Source organism: Hungatella effluvii (assembly GCF_003201875.1).
GTDB lineage: Bacteria > Bacillota > Clostridia > Lachnospirales > Lachnospiraceae > Hungatella > Hungatella effluvii.
Genome location: NZ_QJKD01000018.1, coordinates 53,505 through 71,828, shown reverse-complemented (window position 1 = coordinate 71,828; position 18,324 = coordinate 53,505). Strand labels below are relative to the sequence as shown.

The 18,324-nt window shown below is 50.3% G+C and carries 16 protein-coding genes; 15 read left to right on the top strand and 1 reads right to left on the bottom strand.

Annotated elements, in window-relative coordinates; all coding sequences use genetic code 11:
* Positions 1 to 11 precede the first annotated feature (11 nt).
* The 12 genes from DFR60_RS25065 to DFR60_RS25010 all read left to right on the top strand — a co-directional run bounded on the left by DFR60_RS25065 (position 12) and on the right by DFR60_RS25010 (position 11,329).
* Positions 12 to 1,019 carry a PHP domain-containing protein gene (locus tag DFR60_RS25065; protein WP_110325429.1) on the top strand — a complete coding sequence of 336 codons (1,008 nt, stop codon included), beginning with the start codon at positions 12 to 14 and terminating at the stop codon, positions 1,017 to 1,019.
* Positions 1,020 to 1,066: 47 nt separating this feature from the next.
* Entirely contained in the window at positions 1,067 to 3,229 is a 2,163-nt protein-coding gene (gene gnpA, locus DFR60_RS25060) for a 1,3-beta-galactosyl-N-acetylhexosamine phosphorylase (RefSeq protein WP_110325427.1), read from the top strand.
* 94 nt (positions 3,230 to 3,323) lie between these two features.
* On the top strand, positions 3,324 to 4,568 hold the full coding sequence (locus DFR60_RS25055; protein ID WP_110325425.1) for a glycoside hydrolase family 88 protein: 1,245 nt from the start codon (positions 3,324 to 3,326) through the stop codon (positions 4,566 to 4,568).
* Positions 4,550 to 5,980 carry an alpha-L-fucosidase gene (locus DFR60_RS25050; protein WP_110325423.1) on the top strand — a complete coding sequence of 477 codons (1,431 nt, stop codon included), beginning with the start codon at positions 4,550 to 4,552 and terminating at the stop codon, positions 5,978 to 5,980. Before DFR60_RS25055 ends, DFR60_RS25050 begins: the two co-directional genes overlap by 19 nt.
* Positions 5,981 to 6,356: 376 nt before the next feature.
* Positions 6,357 to 6,596 carry a YdbC family protein gene (locus DFR60_RS25045; RefSeq protein ID WP_110325421.1) on the top strand — a complete coding sequence of 80 codons (240 nt, stop codon included), beginning with the start codon at positions 6,357 to 6,359 and terminating at the stop codon, positions 6,594 to 6,596.
* Between the two features lie 39 nt (positions 6,597 to 6,635).
* The gene (locus DFR60_RS25040; RefSeq protein WP_110325419.1) at positions 6,636 to 7,001 is read left to right on the top strand and encodes an ACT domain-containing protein; all 366 of its coding nucleotides are present in this window, start codon (positions 6,636 to 6,638) and stop codon (positions 6,999 to 7,001) included.
* Positions 7,002 to 7,029: 28 nt separating this feature from the next.
* Positions 7,030 to 7,794: a DUF2310 family Zn-ribbon-containing protein gene (locus DFR60_RS25035; RefSeq protein WP_110325417.1), complete on the top strand. Its 765-nt coding sequence runs from the start codon at positions 7,030 to 7,032 to the stop codon at positions 7,792 to 7,794.
* Between the two features lie 47 nt (positions 7,795 to 7,841).
* The gene (locus DFR60_RS25030; protein WP_207659572.1) at positions 7,842 to 8,087 is read left to right on the top strand and encodes a hypothetical protein; all 246 of its coding nucleotides are present in this window, start codon (positions 7,842 to 7,844) and stop codon (positions 8,085 to 8,087) included.
* The gene (locus DFR60_RS25025; protein ID WP_167437726.1) at positions 8,084 to 8,848 is read left to right on the top strand and encodes a hypothetical protein; all 765 of its coding nucleotides are present in this window, start codon (positions 8,084 to 8,086) and stop codon (positions 8,846 to 8,848) included. Before DFR60_RS25030 ends, DFR60_RS25025 begins: the two co-directional genes overlap by 4 nt.
* Before the next feature lie 266 nt (positions 8,849 to 9,114).
* The gene (locus DFR60_RS25020; RefSeq protein WP_167437729.1) at positions 9,115 to 10,005 is read left to right on the top strand and encodes an MFS transporter; all 891 of its coding nucleotides are present in this window, start codon (positions 9,115 to 9,117) and stop codon (positions 10,003 to 10,005) included.
* 141 nt (positions 10,006 to 10,146) lie between these two features.
* A complete protein-coding gene (locus tag DFR60_RS25015) occupies positions 10,147 to 10,737 on the top strand; it encodes a TetR/AcrR family transcriptional regulator (RefSeq protein WP_110325409.1) in 591 nt (196 codons plus the stop codon).
* Position 10,738: 1 nt separating this feature from the next.
* Positions 10,739 to 11,329: a GNAT family N-acetyltransferase gene (locus DFR60_RS25010; RefSeq protein ID WP_110325407.1), complete on the top strand. Its 591-nt coding sequence runs from the start codon at positions 10,739 to 10,741 to the stop codon at positions 11,327 to 11,329.
* A gap of 97 nt (positions 11,330 to 11,426) precedes the next feature.
* Here the strand turns inward: DFR60_RS25010 and DFR60_RS25005 are convergent, their stop codons facing one another.
* Positions 11,427 to 12,050, bottom strand: a complete 624-nt coding sequence (locus DFR60_RS25005; RefSeq protein ID WP_110325405.1) for a hypothetical protein — start codon at positions 12,048 to 12,050, stop codon at positions 11,427 to 11,429.
* A 114-nt stretch (positions 12,051 to 12,164) separates the two neighbouring features.
* Here DFR60_RS25005 and DFR60_RS25000 point away from each other — a divergent pair, with 114 nt between their 5' ends.
* The 3 genes from DFR60_RS25000 to DFR60_RS24990 all read left to right on the top strand — a co-directional run bounded on the left by DFR60_RS25000 (position 12,165) and on the right by DFR60_RS24990 (position 18,322).
* Entirely contained in the window at positions 12,165 to 13,082 is a 918-nt protein-coding gene (locus DFR60_RS25000; RefSeq protein WP_110325403.1) for a homocysteine S-methyltransferase family protein, read from the top strand.
* Between the two features lie 127 nt (positions 13,083 to 13,209).
* Positions 13,210 to 17,055, top strand: a complete 3,846-nt coding sequence (locus DFR60_RS24995; RefSeq protein ID WP_243005178.1) for a PAS domain-containing protein — start codon at positions 13,210 to 13,212, stop codon at positions 17,053 to 17,055.
* 70 nt (positions 17,056 to 17,125) lie between these two features.
* Positions 17,126 to 18,322 (top strand): MFS transporter, encoded by a 1,197-nt coding sequence (locus tag DFR60_RS24990; protein WP_110325399.1) that lies wholly within the window; start codon positions 17,126 to 17,128, stop codon positions 18,320 to 18,322.
* Positions 18,323 to 18,324: the final 2 nt, after the last annotated feature.

Sequence of the window (18,324 nt, the reverse complement as noted above, 5' to 3'; positions counted from 1 at the left end):
GGAGTAAAACAATGTCAAACAAAACTTATTTAATCCCGGAAACAGGTACATTCTACAAAGCAAACCTTCACTGTCACACCATCCATTCCGATGGCCGCCTGACACCGGAGGAGGTTAAAAAAGCGTATATGGACGAGGGGTATTCCGTGGTAGCCTACACGGACCACCGCAGATATCAGTGGCACAGAGAGCTGATGGATGATAATTTCGTGGCGCTGGCCGCCTATGAGGTGGACATGAACGAGCACTTTAAAGTGCCTGGGGATTTCTCAAGGGTAAAGACGTACCATATCAACCTGTATGATTCGAAGCCGGAGGAGTTTCAGGAGGAGAAGAAAGAGAGCCTCCTTCCGGAGAGCCGTTACGGTGATTACCATTATATTAACGGATATATCGATCACATGAAGGAATACGGTTTCTTCGCCTGCTACAACCACCCTTACTGGTCTCTGCAGAACTACGACGATTACAAGAATCTACGCGGCTTCTGGGGCATGGAGATCTATAACTATGGATGTGAGCACGACGGACTGTACGGCTATAATCCGCAGAGCTATGACGAGATGCTGCGTCTGGGCAACCGGCTGTTCTGTGTTTCCACAGATGACAATCACAACAGCTTTCCGTTTGGAGATCCTCTCTGTGATTCCTTCGGTGGTTTTACCATGATTAAGGCGGAAAAACTGACTTACGACAGCATTGTGGACGCGCTCTTAAATGGTAATTTTTACAGCTCTATGGGACCGGAGATAAAGGAACTGTATGTGGAAGACGGCGTTCTTCATGTAAAGACCAGTCCGGTGGAAAAGATCTATGTGCTGATGGAAGGCCGCAACTGCTATAAGAAGGTGGCAAAACCGGGAGAGACTGTAACGGAAGCCTCCTTTGCGCTCGCGGGCAGTGAGACGTATATCCGGGTGACCTGCCAGGACGGAAGAGGACTTCATGCCGATTCCAATGCGTATGAGCTGAACGGAAAAGAACCGGTGCTTCGCAGGTATGACATGCGTGTACTGTAAAACGCCATCCGACTTAAGACAACGACTAATTTTGAGGAGAAGCAGCAATGAGTGATAAATATGGACGGGTAACCGTACCCACCGATGTGGATATGATTGAAGAGACTAAGGAAATTGTTAAGCGCTGGGGAGCCGACGCTCTCCGCGACTGCGACGGTACCAATATGCCGGATGAATTAAAGTCCATGCCGGTAAAAATCTACTCCACCTACTACACAACGAGAAAAGACAATGCGTGGGCAGAGGCTAATCCGGATGAAGTACAGCAAATGTATCTGATGACGGAGTTCTACACGGCAATGGAAGAGGGAGAACTGCGTATTCCGGTTATGAAGCACTTATACGATCAGCAGCTGAAGCCCAACACCATCGACGATATCAAACGCTGGTGGGAGGTTGTTGACCGCACGACCGGAGCGGTCGTGGCGCCGGACCTGTGGAGCTATGAGGAGGAGACCCGGGAGGTCATTCTGGCACAGGCGGACCGTTATCATGACTATACGGTCAGCTTCCTGGCCTTTATCATCTGGGACCCGGTACATATGTATAATTTCATTACCAACAGCTGGGAAAATGTAGAGCACCAGATCACGTTTGACGTGAGGCAGCCGAAGACGCAGCAGCACGTCATCGATAAGCTGAAAAAATGGATGGTGGAAAACCCGGATACGGATGTGGTCCGCTTTACTACCTTTTTCCACCAGTTTACCCTGGTATTCAATGAGTATGCAAAAGAAAAGTATGTGGATTGGTTCGGATACAGCGCCAGCGTAAGCCCTTTTATTCTGGAGCAGTTTGAGAGGGAAGCAGGTTATCGCTTTCGTCCGGAGTATATCATCGACCAGGGCTATCACAACAATACGAACCGCGTTCCGTCTAAGGAGTTTAAGGATTTTCAGAGGTTTCAGCAGCGTGAGGTTGCGAAGCTGATGAAGGTCCTGGTGGATATCTGCCACGAAAACGGCAGGGAAGCTATGATGTTCCTGGGCGATCACTGGATCGGCACCGAACCGTTCGGCGAGTATTTTAAGGAAGTGGGATTAGACGCGGTGGTAGGCTCCGTAGGAAATGGAACCACCCTTCGCCTCATCTCCGATATTCCGGGGGTGAAGTATACGGAAGGCAGATTCCTGCCGTATTTCTTCCCGGATGTGTTCCATGAGGGCGGCGATCCGATCAGGGAGGCGAAGGTCAACTGGGTGACTGCGAGACGTGCCATCCTGCGCAAGCCGATCGACCGGATCGGTTACGGCGGCTACTTAAAGCTGGCTCTTCAGTTTCCGGATTTTATCCAGTATATCGAGGAAATATGTGATGAGTTCCGCCTTCTCTATGAGAATGTGGGAGGACAGACTCCTTACAATCATTTCACCGTGGGTGTATTAAACAGCTGGGGAAAGCTTCGGTCCTGGGGCACCCATATGGTTGCTCACGCCATCGATTACAAGCAGACGTATTCCTACGCCGGCGTGCTGGAAGCCTTAAGCGGCATGCCCTTTGACGTCGCCTTCATCAGCTTTGACGATGTGATTGAAAATCCGTCTGTCTTAAAGAAATGCAGCGTTTTGATCAATGCAGGCGACGCATACACGGCCCCGAGCGGCGGCGGTTACTGGCTGAACCCGGCAGTTTCCTGCGCGGTGAAGGAATTTGTGGCGGAAGGCGGCGGCCTCATCGGTGTTGGCGAGCCGACTGCCTGTCAGAATGAGGGGCGCTACTTTGCACTGGCAGGCGTCCTGGGCGTGGATAAGGAAGTGGGCTTCAGCCTTTCTTCTGACAAATATAACTGGGAGACGCACAGCCATTTCATTACTGAGGACAGCGCGGAGGAAATCCGGTTCGGTGAGGGAATGAAGAACATTTATGCGCTTCCCGGTACGAAGATCTTACGCAGCACCGGTCAGGATGTTCAGATGGCGGTTCACGAGTTTGGAAAGGGAAGAAGCGTATATATAAGCGGTATTCCGTATTCCTTCGAGAATTCCAGAATGCTGTACCGCGCCATTTTCTGGGCGGCCGGCAGGGAGCAGGAGATGAAGAGATGGTACAGCGACAACTTCAATGTGGAAGTAAACTATTATCCGGCTACGGGCAAATACTGCGTTGTAAACAATACGTATGAGCCGCAGGAGACGGTCATCTACAACGGAGAGGGAAAGGCTGAGGCCATGAGCTTAAAGGCTAACGATATTCTGTGGTTTGAAGCTTAAGCTGGAAGCAAGAAGCCAGAGCCAGAAATCTGAGTCTGAAATCTGAGCCAGAAATCTGAGCCAGAAGACGTAAGCGGAGATATGGAGAAAAAATATGGAAAATAAGCGGTATGAAAGGACGAACCGGCTGGCGGAAGCGCCGGAGATGACGGCCCGGGAAGTGGATGAAGCCTTTGCCGTCTGTGTGGAAACTGTAAAAAGGAACATGGCATACTTTGGCAGCACCGTTCCGGCGGCAGCCAGTGTGGATGGAATCTATCCGAAGACGGCCAATGACGACTGGACCGACGGGTTCTGGACCGGAGAGATGTGGCTCTCTTACGAGGAGACGGGGGACCCCGCTTTTAAGCGGGAAGCCCTGGCCTCGGTGGCAGACTTTGAACGGCGTATGAAGGAACGGGTGGTGGTGGACCATCATGATATGGGGTTCCTGTTCAGCCCGTCGTGCGTGGCGGCATGGCGTCTCTTAAAGAGAGAAGGAGCCATGGGAGAGGAGCAGCACGAAAGCGTGATGAATGACGCCGCCATAGAACAGGCGAAACGGACGGCTCTGGCCGCGGCCGACAACCTAATGGGAAGATTTCAGGAGAAAGGCGGTTTCTTCCAGGCGTGGGGGATGGCAGGCGATCCAAAAGAATACCGCTTGATTATCGACTGTCTGCTCAATATGCCCCTTCTGTTCTGGGCATCAGAAGTAACCGGCAATCCCATTTACCGGGAGAAGGCGGAGTGCCATATCAGGACCGCTATGGCCCATGTGGTGAGAGACGATTACTCCACGTATCACACCTATTACTTTGATCCGGAGACGGGTGCTCCCGTGAAGGGAATCACTCAGCAGGGCAACCGCAATGGGTCCATCTGGGCCAGGGGCCAGGCGTGGGGAATCTATGGATCCGCCCTGAGCTACGGCTATTTCCACGACCCGGAGTATATGCGCCTCTTTGACGGCGTGACTGCCTGTTTTATGGAGAATCTGCCGTCTGATCTGATCCCTTACTGGGATTTTGATTTTAATGACGGAAGCCCGGAACCGAGGGATTCCTCCGCCGCGGCCATCGCCGCCTGCGGCCTCCTGGAAATGGCCCGCTATGTGGAGCAGGAAAAGGCAGGCCTGCTCATTTCCATGGCATCCAAGCTGATGAAGGCATTGACGGACCGCTGTCTTTTGAGAGATGGCGCGCCGGGAGCCGGAATTCTGCTTCACGGAACGTATGCGAAACGGTCGAAGGAGAACGGGGTCAATCAGTCGGGTGTGGATGAATTCAACCTGTGGGGGGACTACTTCTATATGGAAGCCCTTATGAGGATGAGAAAGGATTGGGAACGATATTGGTAATCAGTGATCAGGAAAAAAAGCTGGTCCGGGTGGTGCCTTCCGAGCGGCAGATGCGTCACCAGAAGCTGGAATTTTACGGTTTTCTCCATTTTACCGTAAATACTTTTACGGACAGGGAGTGGGGGGATGGCACAGAATCCCCCTCTGTTTTTTGTCCGGAGCATTTTGATGCGGAGCAGTGGGCGGAGACTCTGGCGGCTTCCGGTATGAGAGGCGCGATTCTCACCTGCAAGCACCACGATGGCTTCTGTCTCTGGCCTAGCCGGTATACGGCTCATACGGTAGCCGCCAGTCCCTTTCGGGGCGGAAACGGCGACGTGGTGCGGGAGGTATCGGAGGCCCTTCGGAAATACAATTTAAAGTTTGGCATCTATTTATCGCCCTGGGACCGTCACGAACCATGCTATGGAAAAGGAACGCAGTACGACGATTTCTTTGTGGGACAGCTGACGGAGCTGCTGACAGGATACGGGGATATATTCTGTGTCTGGTTTGACGGCGCCTGTGGCGAGGGGCCTGATGGAAACGTGCAGAGCTACGACTGGGAGCGGTACTATGAGGTAATCAGACGTCTGCAGCCGGAAGCCTGTATCTCCGTCTGCGGCCCCGATGTCCGCTGGTGCGGCAATGAAGCCGGAGATACCAGGGAGCAGGAGTGGAGCGTGGTGCCCAGACGTCTCCGGGACACGGAAAAAATCAGGGAAAACAGCCAGCAGAGTGATGAGACGGAGTTTCGACAGAGAACCCTTTCAAGCAGTGACCAGGATCTTGGAAGTCGAATGGTGTTGGAGGGAGAAAACGATCTGGTCTGGTATCCCACCGAGGTGAATTTCTCCATAAGACCGGGCTGGTTCTATCATGAGTCCGAGGACGATCGGGTCAGGAGCCTGGAGAATCTGGTATCCATCTACGACCGCTCCGTGGGCGGTAACAGCACGATGCTGCTGAACGTCCCGCCGACGAAAGAGGGGCTGATCCATGATCGCGACGCCGAGAGGCTGAGAGAACTGGGGGCGTATTTAAGACGGCGCGAAGCCCATAATCTGGTGGAGGAAGCGGAGATGACTGCCACCGGGTCTGAGCCAGGTCACGACGCGGCAAATCTTCGGACAGATGCAGAGGGAAGTTATAAGACTCCCGATGGTATCCGAAGCTGTGAGATCCGTCTGACCTGGGAGAAGCCGGTTAAAGTATCTATGGTGGTGATCAGGGAGGACATCCGGTTCAGCCAGAGAATTGAAAAATACCGGATAACCAGCGGCTGCGGCGAAGAGCGTCAGGTGCTCTGCGAGGGGAAGACGGTTGGCTGGCGGAAGAACGCGGTGTTTGAGCCTGTGACAACGAATGAAATTCGGGTGGAGATTCTGGAGAGCCGGGTCGCTCCGGTGATTCGGTTTTTGGGGGTGTATTGAGAGGCGCATATTCAGTAACTCTATTCGTTTTATTGACATAGAAAGAGACATTATCAATACTTAAGCAGGCAATGCAGATGGGCCAGGAATCTATAACCGATTTTTGTCCAGTCTTCATTGCCTGTTTGCAGATTTTCTGTGAACCCAATGAAATTGTCTGGCAGTGCCTTCTCTGATAAAGCAGTAAATTAACTTGCACAAAATGGTCTCGCTTGTGATATACTTAACGTAATAAAAGTTTGAAGCATCACGCAGTATGCTAAAATGGTGCGGTTCAACATTTGCGGGGGTACGTGGTGGCCGTCAGGATTGTTGACTGTATGAGGGAGACCGATACGAAGTACTTACGGTATAAACGGAGGGAGGCACTGCGATAATGGCAAAGGAGGAAAATGGATTGAAAAAGTTTGACATTTATAAGCAGATTGGTCCCATCTCTATGCCTAATAACGGCTGGACAAAAGAACTGAATTATATCAGCTGGGATGATCGGGAACCCGTCTACGATATCAGAACGTGGAACGAGGACCATACAGCGTATGGAAAAGGCGTGACGGTGACGGCCGGTGAGATGGTGGTTCTGAAGGAACTTCTGCAGAGCAGAAACGTGTTTTGAACATGAGAAAATTTGAATATAAGATGGAGGTCTATCACAATGGTTTTACAGATGATTCCTTATGAATTTTCGATCTGCAAGGTCGAGGATATCAGCGGAGAGATACTGAGACAGGAATACACCTTTACGGCGAGTACGGACAGTGAGTTATCTTTAATCTGCCGGACCAGTGCGGTGCCGCAAAACGTGACAATTGTGGAAAATGGATGGAAATGTTTTCGGATTGCGGAAGACGCGGCTTTTGAAAAGTACGGAATGATCGCGTTTCTGACGAAAATTATAGCGGATCAGAAAACTGGCGTTCTTGTGATTGCGACGTATGATACAGATTATTTACTGGTTAAAGAGGAAAAATTCCAGGAGGTATCGAACGCGCTGACAGAAAACGGCTGCCGGTTTATCTGATGAAAGAACAGAGTATGGAGGTATCCCCATGTATACATATGAATACCGTTTTTATCCCCGGTCATTCGAACCGGAGGAACTCGATGTGTTTATTGACAATATGCAGTGGTTTATATCCTGTCTGTATAAGAATGGCCAGATTCTGTCAGAATTTCAAAATACAGTCAAATGCGCAGAATATTTTGCCTGCAGAATCGTAGCGCCGGAACGGGATTCCCTGAGTGAAAAGTATGGCAACCGGTATACCCGGGAGTTTTTTGAGGATGTATGCAAAGACTCTGCAAAGCCGCCGGAACTGCTCTATATCGGAGAAAATTACGATGTGGAGGACAGCTGTACGTGTGAAGCTCCCAGCCATTATATCCTGTTTTCGGAGTGCCTGTGGGCTGCATCTCCGATTATTTGCGGTGATTGTAAATGCCCGGTACCGCTCTACAAATTTCCGAAAACCTATGACGGCACGGAGTATTTCGACCTGTTAGGCTGGCAAAAAGCTTACCGGGCCTGCGACCGGCAATTTTATGAAGGAATCGGAGAGCGGCATGGTTATAAAATGATGCACGACCCGAACAGCCTTTTATCGAAGGAAGCGCTTCAATACTGCAGTATCATGGAAGAAAAGACGGGAAAGCCATTTTACTATTTACTGTTTACTTATTACAAAAAGAATAAACCGGTCTGCCCAAAGTGTGGAGAACCGTGGGTTAATCAGAAGCATGCGATATCCAGTAAGATACGGTATGATTTTGTCTGCCATCAATGCAGACTCGTAGCAGATGATCCTGACTTCTGACGAAGGAGATTTAAAAAAAATGGAGGTTTCATGAGCTGGAAAATAAAATGTATGGACAAGAAATACCTGACAAAATCACTGGATTTGGTGGAACAGGTTTTTACGGAATCAGAAAATGCAGAGTCAGGGAATACGGTGAGCCATGTTTTCAGGATTTCATCTGGAAGGCAAGTATGAAGGGCAATCCCCAAAACTATAACCCAAGAGGATTTGAGACTTCCTGCATCCATGGGATTTTTGCTGGTCAGGGACTTCAGCTTCCTGCACCGGAGTGCCTGATGGTAAAGGAATGAGTGGAAGGTTCTCTGAAAACGATAAAGGGGATCGTGGATTATTCGGATTATCAGTACCTGACCTGATGAAAATAACGGGAGATGACAGAACGAGGGGGGATCTGGCGTTGAAAAATGAGGGAACGGAGATGGAAATGGATGAGTGGGAAGGATTGACCGATCAGGAAGAACCGTATGAATATACGCTCAGTGAGGCGGAGATGTTTGCCTTCTTAGGAAAGAAACCGAACCCCGCAGACAATCTGACCGGCAAAGTGCTGCTGGTTCGTCTGCCGGATAAAAAGGTGGAGGGACTGACGGAGATCAGAAAAGTCTTTCAGCCGAAAGCATCGGCGCTTCCGTGGATGAAGAAACCATATCCCTGTATCATTGCAGACCGGCTCAATCGGATTGAGGCCCTGGAAATGATCGATAAAACTGGTGTCCCAGACTGTCTTCGTTTTGTCTGTGACACGCAGAGGGCGGCTGGAAAAGGCTATTTTTCCTATGAGGAGGTTCTTCTGAGATACAGGGAGGAATCGGGAGGGATCCAGCGCAGTGATTTCAGAAATACGGATCCAGTGAAAGTGGTTGATAAGGAATCCGTTGTAAACCGGGCGAAACAGGAATGCACGATTTTGTATACAGACACAGAGGTTTATGATGATATCCCGGGTGAGATGTGGATGGTTTTGTTTTATTCCAAAGGTATGCTGGGCGGAGACCAGGAAGTATACATGGATCGGAACGGGATTACAAAATTAATCGTTTGCGGCGAATAAGAATTGCTTTACGAGCAGTGGTCTTTTATGGAATACTTAAAAAAATCAGGAAGGGTGGTGAATATCATGACGAATAAGAGATTATTGATAAATCAAAAAGTCATGCTGTTTACGATCGGGAGTTTTCTGTAGCCTTTCTCTTATAGTCGATCAGTGGGTGCTTTTGATTTGTTAAAAGCACTTTTTTTAATGCTAAAAACATGGCGCTGAATGATGGGTTTCACTGTTATTCAGAATACACGGAAAGGCTGCAGGAAAGAGGGAAAATGAAAGTAACTGGAAGAATACTGCAGAAATTTCCAAAGGCAGTCTGTGTAATTATTTTGTGTGCATTTTTTAAAGCAGTGGTTTACTGGGCGCTGACGCCCTATTTGCCCATGTATCTGGGAAAACGTCTCGGAATCAGCGTAGAGAACAGTGGATATCTGATCGGACTGGGCAGTTTATCGGGGACGATTATGAGCATTTTTTGCGGATTTCTCATAGACCGCCGTGATAAGAAAAAGATTTTTGCGTTGTCACTTTCTGTGATGGCAGTCAGTTACTTAATCTTTCCGGGAATGTCAAATGGATTCCTTATTCTTGGCGTATTGATGGTGACTAATATTGCGTCCTCATCTCTGGCGATTGTTACCAATGCCTGGTTTGCACTGGTTACATTTATGTCATTGTTCTTTTCTTCCGTATTGCCCTATGATGAGGCGTATCAAAGAGTGGCCTATATTTCGGCGCTGAATGCTGCAATTGTGATGGGGCTGCAGTACTTTGTGAGCGCAGTTATCAGGAAGAAAACAATCATGAGATGGGTGAGGTTCGCTGTCGGGTCCATGATGGCAGGCCTGATAATTTTAATCTTTCGGTCGGACCTGCTGTGGCTTACTGCGGCGATCGTGTTGCTATCCTTTGGCGAAGTGGCCATTGTACCGGCGGAGTACTTATTTATTATAAAGATTACTCCAAAAGAGCAGAGAGGTGTATACCTAGGCGCACAGAATATGATCGTTCTGGGACTGTCCATATCACCGGTCCTGTGCGGATATTTGCTGAAAGAGGCGACTGCCTCCGTGATGTTTGCCGTCCTGTGCGTCATATTGGTGTTCAGCCTGGCATTTTACCAGATGGAATACTCTGTAAGTGAAAAAACAGAGACGATTTAACTGTATGTGAAAGCCATGAATGCAAAAACGGTGATTTTCCTTGACATTCGGTATGATTTCTATTAAACTGATTAAGTGAACACTCAATGAATAGAAACTTAATGATTGGAAACTTAATGAGTGAACAGGAGGATCCCGTTTATGAATACACGTGACCAGCAAAAAGAGAAAAGGCGCGAAGAAATTTTACTTGCAGGCCTGGATCTCTTTGTAAAAAAGGGGTATGCGGCGACGAAGACCAGCGATATCGCGAAGGCGGTAAATATGAGCGACGGCCTTTTGTTTCATTATTTTGCGACGAAAGAGAGCCTGTACGAGGAGCTTATCCGCATCGGGACAGAATCCTCCCAGGCGTGGATGGAGATCGATGAGCGTTCGCCGCTGAACTTTTTTACAAATGTGACAAATCAGATCCTGGATATGATTCGCGTGAATCCGCAGGGCGCGAAATTCTTTATATTGATCGCACAGGCGCTGAGAAGCAGCACGACACCGGAACGGATTACGCAGATTATGGCGTCCCAGGAGACCCGTTATGCCAAAACCGTGGAGCTGATCCGGAAGGGGCAGGAGGCGGGAGAGATCCGCAGAGGGAATCCTGAGGCGCTGGCCTGCACGTTCTGGTGCAGCATCCAGGGAATCGCAGAACAGCTTGCTGTATTTCCGCAGACCCCGTTTCCGCAGGCGGAATGGATCGTCAGCATATTAAAAGGGACGGAGGGGACCGCGTAGTATGGAAAATACAGAGATAAGGTGCTTAAACCAGCTGGAGGCGGGTCATGTTCAGCAGACAGCCGCGCTGTTAGTGGACAGTTTTTACTCCATGTTTAAGGGAATAACGAAGGAACAGGAGCTTCTGCGGAGACTTTTTACACCCTGTATGCAGCTGGATCTGATTTACGTGCTCTTAAAGGATGACCGGGTAGCCGGCCTGATCGCAGTCTCGGATTCCAGGAGAAGGGCCATTGTGATGAATGAGGAGACGTGTGTCTCTGTATTCGGTCCGGTAAAAGGGAAGATACTTGCGTGGCAGCTGGGCAAAATGCTTAGCATACCCGCTGTGAAGGGGGACCGAAGCGGATACGTTGATTTTATAGCGACCTCACCGGAATACAGGAGGAAAGGAGTGGGAGGACAGCTTTTGACGTTTGCCGAATCCGGTTTGGATTTTGATGAGCTGTATCTCGATGTGCTGAAGGATAATCTGCCGGCTGTCTCACTCTATGAGAAGATGGGGTACAGAACAGAGACCCTGAAGAAGAGTATTTTAATGCGCCTGGCTGGTATAAAGGCGATGTACATTATGAAAAAGAAATTGAGATAATGGATAGGACCGGCAGCCGCAGGCAGAGTGCCGGCAAGAAATGTACGGCTGGCAGACTTTCATGGGTCTGCCAGCCGTCTTTTCTTATGAACTCTGGTTAATTCTGTTTCTCTGCGGGGCATCCGATTAAAAATCCTACACAACCCGATACGAAATCCCGGAACTGCGCTGTTGTGGCTGCCACCGATGAGGAAGACAGCAGGTCGGAGTTAAGGGCGTTGACATTGCGCAGAAGGATCAGGGTAATCAGGCAGAATAATCCGATGAATGTGGCAATCAGGATTTGCAGCCTGCCGGTCAGAAACTTTGCCGGGAGGGATTTTGAATCGTCATTTTCGGCATCTTCGGTTTCGACCGGTCCTCTTTCCGGTTCAAAACCGGGGCCTGCATCCTCTGCGGAATCGTAGGAGGGGACGCTCTGTGAAGAAAAGTGTTCGTCTCCATTATCCGGGGGTTCTGGCCGGATCTTGGTCTGCCTGGATTTTCCCTCGGCCTGCAGGATAAAGTTGGCGCTTAAGATATAGCCGAATATGGCGGCGGAGGATGTCCGCACGATCACATCGATATGCTCAATTTCCGAACCGGCTCCGTTGTGTGAAAACAGGCTGTATGCGGACTGGGTCAGCAGTACAAGGAAAAATACAAGAAGGCATTTATCGACCAGAGGAATCCTGTTGAGTGCCGCACAGAGGCATTTTCTGCAAAAAAGTAGTTTTTTCATGGTGTCTCCTCCTCTGTATAAATTATGCGGGGAAGCTGTGTGAGGTTACAGGCTGTCCGAATGGGCATTTTCCGTGTATAATCATGTTGAGAGACAGGAAAGGGAGGAAATGATATGGACTTTAAAACTTCTTTTTATAATCATGAGGCATTTCTGATGGAAGGCGCGCTTGGCGAACGGCTGAAGCGGGAGTACGGTCTGATGCCGGATAAAAGCCTCGCTCTGGCGAAACACGTCCACAGCATGAAAGGAAGAAGCGCGCTGAAAGAACTCTGGATGGAATATGCCGCCATTGCCGATACCTATGGGCTGCCGTTTCTGGCTGTGACGCCCACACGCAGAGTCAACCGGGAACGTGCCGGTGACAGCGGAACGGACGTGGGAGTTATCGGGGACAATGTCAGTTTTCTTCAAAGAATAAAGGGAAAAAACAGGGGAGAGATGTACGCAGGCGGCATGGTGGGCAGCAGAGGAGACGCCTATACAGGCAGAGGCGCCCTGACAGAGAAGGAGTCCAGGGAGTTTCACAAATGGGAACTGGATCAGTTTGGTGAGGCTGGCGTTGATTTCCTGTACGCGGCCCTGATTCCGACGTTTCCCGAGGCAGCAGGGCTGGCGGCGGCTATGGCTGAGACGGGAATTCCATATATCATCAGCTTTACGATCCGAAATAACGGAACGCTGATCGACGGAACACCCATCTGCGATGCAATATCCCAAATCGATAACCGGGTTTCAGTTCCGCCCATCTGTTATATGACAAACTGCGTTCATCCGCGGATTGCATATGAAGCGCTGTCACAGTCTTTCCATGACAAAGCTCTGCTGAAACGCCGCTTCCTGGGGATTCAGGCGAATACGGCGCAGTTGTCGTATGAGGAACTGGATGATGCAAAAGAGCTGTTGACCTCCGAGCCGGAGGCTCTGGCGGAAGCTATGATGGCGCTTAAAGAAATTTGCAGCCTGAAGATATATGGCGGTTGCTGTGGGACAGATGGAAGGCATATGAGGGAGATTGCGCGGCGGTTGTAATCTATCTGACTTATTCGATTGAGTTTTTCCCTGATCTGCTTTATAATTTAAGAATAATCAGAACGAACAGGCAAAATGTGATACAATCTTGTATTTATATAGATAAAGTATAGAAAGAGGTGGAATTATGATACAACCGGGCGAGGCTGGCAGAACGGTCCGTTCTTTTTTTGATGCGTATCTGATCCGGCGGAATGTGAAGGACACGTTGGTTTTTGTGACAGATACCGTGCATTGGGTGGGAACTGGAAAGTCTGAACTGTCAAAGGGACGGGAACAGACGGAACAGGCGCTGCTTACGGAATTTTCCCAGGCGCCGGAACCGCTGAAAATAGAGTATGACAGCTTCGACGAGACGGTTGTTTCCGACCGGTGTGCCGTCGTACTTCTCACGGCTGATGTATATCCGCCGGGGAGTGAAGAACCCGGGATTTGGTTCCGGGTGAGCGCTGCCTGTGTCAAGGGAGAGGACGGGGTATGCAGAATCGCATCGATTCACGCATCGACACCCGAAAGGCAGCAGGAAGAAGGCGAGTATTTTCCGGAATCCACGCTGGACCGGTATGAATTGGAACGGCAGCTTGGAACGAAGGCGCTGGATATCATGGGGAAGAGCATACCGGGCGGAATTATGGGCGGCTATTTAGAGCCTGGATTGCCCCTTTACTATATCAATGATTTTATGCTGTCGTATCTGGGCTATTCCTATGATGAATTTGTGCAGGCAACGGCTGGCCGGATCCTAAACTGCATCCATCCAAAAGACCGGGAAGAGACGGTGCGCATCATGGAAGAGGCGTTTGAGAAGAGCAGCGATTACAAGGCGAACTACCGGATTGTAAAGAAGGACGGCAGCAATATCTGGGTCAGCGTTGTAGGAAAAAAGGGAGAATCTGTAGACGGCCGGGCGGTCTGTATCAGTGTAGTCAGAGATATTTCAGAAGAAGTGGCGGCGAGAGAGAGCTTGAAATGCCAGGCAGAAGAGAGGGAGCGTCAGGCGAACCAGTATGACCATCTTTTTCAGTCCATGCTTTGCGGTATTGTGCAGTACCGCTTGACCGATATGGGCGTCGAATTTAAAAATGCAAACCGGGAGGCTATCCGCATATTCGGCTACGAACCGGAAGAATTCTGGCAAAAAAAAGACTGGGATCTGCCAATGCTGATTATGGAGGAAGACAGGGAAACCGTATTAAAAGAGATCGATACGCTGCAGGAGACCGGTGATAAGTCTGATTTTGAGTATCGGCTGCTCCAGAAGGATGGAAGCCCATGCTGGATTATCGGCAGTGCTGAAGTACTTCTGGACAGCGACGGAGAGAAGATTATCCAGAGTGTATATATCGATATCAACGCTAGAAAGAGGGCGGAGCTGAATGAACAGCGTCTGACCAGGCAGGTAGAGGCGAGCAATGAGATCATACATCTGGCTCTTGAGCATACTACGACCTGTGAATTTTATTACTATCCGCAGACCTGTGAGTGTCAGGTTCCGGAGAGGACTTACAAGGCCTACCACTGCCGGAGCCGGTATGAAAATATGCCATACAGTTTTGCAGAGGAACAGGTGGATGAAGCGTATTATCCAGCCTTCTATGCGATGTACGATCAGATTCACCGCGGAGAACGGACGGCTACCTGCGAATTCCGCGGGAAGGACAGCCGTTACTGGAGCCGCCAGACCATGTCCGTGATACTCAGCGATGAAGAAGGAAATCCGCAGTTTGTCATTGGGATTGTGGAGGACATTACCCGTGAGAAGGAGATGGAGACGGCGCTGAAAGAAGCCAGATCCCGCGACAGCCTGACCGGACTTTACAATAAGGAGAGCGGGATACGTCTGATTCAGGAATACCTGGCCTCAGGAAGAGCGCCGGGGGAACATGGCGTCATGATGCTTCTGGATATGGATGATTTTGAGGATATTAATCAGAAGGAGGGCAATATCTTCGCGGATGCGGTTCTGCAGGAGGTGGCGGATGTTCTGCGGCAGGTGACGGAAAAGGAGAGCATTAAGGTCCGACTGGGCGGAGATGAGTTTATGCTTTTTCTGAAAGACTGCAACAAACAGGAAGCCGGGATCATCGGTCCGCGCATAGCTGCCATGATACGGAATATCATCCTTAACACGGAAAAGGATATTCGGATTGCGGCCAGTATTGGTATGTGCAGCACCGAAGTGACGGACGAATATAACACGCTGTACTGCTGTGCCGAGAGCACATTGAAATACGTCAAGGATCATGGCAGGGGGAACGCCGCCTGTTATCTGGACACCTCCAGGGAGGTGGGCGTGCTGCTTACACAGCTGTACCCGGATGAGTTCCAGGTAAACACGGTTGACCGGGAGATTCTGCATCCGGAGAAGGATCTCGTTTCCTTCGCGCTGGAACTGCTGGGGCGGTCGAAGAATATCAACGACGCCGTGTTTCTGCTGCTTTCCCGTATCGGAAAGAACTACCATTTCGACCGGGTATCGATTATTGAGGCCGATAAAGCCTTTTTGTCCTACCATTTTTCCTACCAGTGGGCGCGCCACCACTCGGATCTGCAGCTGGGGCAGGATTTTTATGCCTCGGAGGAGGATTTTGATATCTGCGCCAACATGTATGACGAGGATGGCCTGGCCGATCACAATGTGAGAGACGGAATCTCCCATATCGCTTCCTGCCTTCACGCCGCGATCTGGAACTATGGGGAGTATGTGGGGTCCATGAGCTTTGAGGTCGATCAGGAAAACTATCAGTGGACCCGGGAACAGAGGAAGCTTTTAAAAGAACTGGTGAAAATTATTCCCTCTTTTATCATGAAATCCAAAGCCGACGCGGTGAGCCAGGCAAAAACAGATTTCCTGTCCCGTATGTCCCACGAAATCCGCACTCCGATGAATGCCATCAGTGGTATGACGATTATCGCCAAGAGTGTGCTGGATGACCGTGAGAAAGCACTGGACTGTTTAGAGAAGATCGAGTCGGCCAACACCTATCTGCTGGGGCTGATTAATGATATTCTCGACATGTCGCGGATCGAGAGCGGTAAGATGGAGCTAAGCTATGAATCCATAGATTTGGAACAGCAGCTCTCCAATCTGGAATCCTTATTCCGCGCCCAGGCCGAGGAGAAGCATCTGGAGCTGACCTTTGAAAATGACTACAGGAAAAAACGGCCGCTCCGGGCAGACAGCCTGCGGCTTAACCAGATTCTGGTCAATATTATTGGAAATGCCATCAAATTTACAGAGCTTGGCAGCGTTGAGGTCCGGGTTAAAGTGCTGGAGGAAGAGCCCAGAGCGTTGATTCGTTTTTCTGTAACGGATACGGGAATCGGCATCGAACCGGCTGCCATGAGAAGAATCTTCAATGCCTTCGAGCAGGCGGACGCGCTTACCGCCTCCCGCCACGGAGGAACGGGACTGGGACTGTCCATATCCAGCCGCCTGGTGCAGATGATGGGCGGTACCCTGGAAGTGCACAGCGAACCGGGACTGGGATCGGAGTTCTTCTTTACACTGAGCCTGGAATATGCCTGTGAAGATGCGGAGGAGATCCCTGTGCAGGAACAGAACGTGGACATTCCTGATTTCCAGGGCAGTCGTGTTCTTCTGGCCGAGGATAATGAACTGAACCGGGAGATTGCGCAGACGATTCTGGAGATGAACGGCTTCACCGTGGCCTGTGCGGCCGATGGCCAGGAAGCGTTGGATCTCTACTGCGGGGAAGAGCCCGGCTGGTTTGACGTGATTCTGATGGATATCCGCATGCCGGTCATGGATGGACTGGAGTCAGCCAGACGTATCCGAACCTCGGGCCGCCAGGATGCCCGCAGAATTCCCATCATCGCCCTGACGGCCAACGCATTCGACGAGGATACGAGAAAATCGCTGGCCAGCGGCATGGATGGCCATCTCTCAAAGCCGATCCAGGTGGATCAGATGCTGGAGATGCTGGGAAAATGCATGGAATTGAAGAAATAGGGCGCGGCGAAAATATTGCCGTTGGTTTCCGCTGTCACGCGCCGGTAAAAGAAAGGACATAGAGAAGATTATGTATTCATTTTTGCTTGTTATCATATATATGGCTTTTATCAGTCTGGGACTGCCGGACTCACTGGTAGGTTCTGCCTGGCCTGTGATGCATACGGAGCTGAATGTGCCGGTTTCCTATGCGGGTATGATTACCATGGTGATTGCGGCTGGCACCGTTGTTTCCAGCCTTCTTTCCGACCGTCTCACGAAGAAGTTTGGGGCTGGTCTGGTGACCGCTGTCAGCGTATTCATGACGGCAGTCGCGCTATTCGGATTTTCCGTATCCGATTCCTTTGTCCTGTTGTGCCTTTGGGCCGTCCCTTACGGCCTTGGCGCGGGAGCGGTTGATGCGGCGCTTAATAACTACGTCGCTCTGCACTATACGTCCCGCCACATGAGCTGGCTTCACTGTTTCTGGGGTCTCGGCGCCTCAGCCAGTCCCTATATCATGAGATATTGCCTGACAGGAGGATATGGTTGGCACAGCGGGTACCGCACGGTTTCCATCATACAGTTTGTTCTGACAGCCGGACTTTTCATCAGCCTGCCGCTCTGGAAACAGGCGAATGGGGGCAAGAAAAGCCGTACACAGGAGGAAAGCGCAGAGAATGGCCCTGTGAAGGCTCTTGGTCTCCTTCAGACTATGAAAATCAAAGGCGTTTTGCTGGTGATGGCCGCGTTCTTTTCTTACTGCGCTTTGGAACAGACGACGACGCTCTGGGCGAGCAGCTACATGGTGCAGCATCGGGGAATCGATGTGAATCTGGCAGCAGGATATTCCGCCCTGTTCTTTTTCGGTATTACATTTGGCCGCTTTTTAGGCGGTTTTGTAGCCGACTGGCTGGGAGACCGCGGGCTGGTCCGTATCGGTATCGCTACGATCGTGGCGGGACTGATTCTTGTGGCGGCTCCGGTGAAAACCAATATGCTGGTTCTTGCCGGTCTGGTTGTGGTCGGTTTCGGCTGCGCCCCTGTATATCCTGCGATTATCCATTCAACGCCCTATAACTTCGGAAGGGAAAATTCCCAGTCCATTATAGGCGTGCAGATGGCCAGCGCCTATATCGGAACGACATTTATGCCGCCCCTGTTCGGATTTATGGCCTCCAGCATCAATATCAGCATTTTTCCGTATTACATACTTATTCTGACGGTCATTCTGCTTGTTATGTCGGAGAAGTTAAACAGGACGGTGGACAGGAGAAGAAACCGGTAACA